The 1,359-nt window shown below is 70.1% G+C and carries 1 protein-coding gene and 1 pseudogene; both read left to right on the top strand.

Annotation, left to right across the window (positions count from 1 at the left end; all coding sequences use genetic code 11):
- Positions 1 to 344: pseudogene (locus DP106_RS16325) on the top strand (amidohydrolase); the annotation flags it as partial.
- 126 nt (positions 345 to 470) lie between these two features.
- Positions 471 to 1,359: hypothetical protein (locus DP106_RS15070; RefSeq protein ID WP_120086622.1), on the top strand; the 889-nt coding region annotated here is incomplete at its 3' end.

The following is a 1,359-nucleotide window of genomic DNA, read 5'->3' as shown; positions in this document are numbered from 1 at the left end:
AGGTCCGTTATCAGGCCGACGTTGATTTCCGCCTCGGCAGTGACACCCTCGTCGCCGACGACGTCCTCGGCGTCCAGCTCAGCGGTGATCGTCGCAGTACCCGCCTCGCCCGCGGTGATCGTGCCGTCGTCGTCGACCTCGACGAGCCACACCTCACGCCCGTTCACGACCTCCTCAGCCACCTCGCCTACGCCGTCCGGGGGTCGGACGTCCGACACACCGTCGTCGACGGCGAGGTCGTCGTCCGCGACCGGGAGCTGTTGACACTCGACGAGGCGGCGGTGACGCGCGAGGCCGAACGACGCGCGAAGTCGCTGATCGAACGCGCCGAGTCGGACGAATGAACACTCAGAGACAATTATAAACGATATCGCGCGTCCTGCGTTCGGCTCGGACGTCCGGCGAACGGCGTGAACCGACTGAACGAGCGCCCCGGTTTAATCTGGTCCTCGGCGTAGCGCCGGGCGAACATGAAGCGAAACACACGGCTGGTCGCCGTCGCGCTGTCGGCGCTGCTGGCGCTGTCGGTGATCGGACCCGGGCTGGCGGTCGCCGACGCGAAATCGTCGAACGGGAGCCTGGCCGTCGACGCTTCGGTGGACGACGGCGTCCTCGTGACCGTGACCGACAATGGCGAGGGCGTGGCGAACGCCACCGTGAACGTGCTGGTCGACGACAGAGACGCCCCGCTCGACAACCAGACGGCGGATGACGGCAACGAGACGGCGGACGACGGCGACGACCCCGCTTCCGGGGACGCGAGCGTCGATGCCGGGGCCGACGCGTACGCGGGTGCCGGCACGTACATCACCGAGGAAGACGGTACCGTCGAACCCCCGACGCCCGAGGAGCGGCTGAACGTGACGATTCGGGCGACCGTCGGCGACCGGACCGCGACGACGCGGGAGACGCTTCCGGCCGGCTCCGAGAGCGACAGCGGTCCGATAGCCGAGCGCGGGACGGAGCAGCCGTTCGGGTTCCAGGTGGTGGCGTTCGTTCGGGGGCTCTCGAACGTCGACGACGGGACCGTCGGCCAGCGCGTCGCCGAGTTCGCGACCTCGAACAACCCCGGTAACCCGCCGGCACACGCGGGTCCGGGGAACGCGACAGCCGAGGACCGAACCGAGTCGGCGAACGGAACCGAAGCGGACGGGCGAGTCGGACCACCCGCACACGCCGGACCCGGCGGCGACGGCGGACCGCCTGATCACGCCGGTCCCGGAAGCGACGACGGCAGCGAGGACGGCGATGCCGAGAGCGACGGGAGCGACGACGCCGACGAATCCGACGGCAACGACTGGGCTGACGAGCGCGTCGAGGGGGCGGATCGAGACGACGGGGAGGCGTCGACGGGGGGCG

Origin of the sequence: Halonotius pteroides (assembly GCF_003605635.1) — an archaeon.
GTDB classification, from domain to species: domain Archaea; phylum Halobacteriota; class Halobacteria; order Halobacteriales; family Haloferacaceae; genus Halonotius; species Halonotius pteroides.
This window is presented reverse-complemented; position numbering and strand designations above follow the sequence as displayed.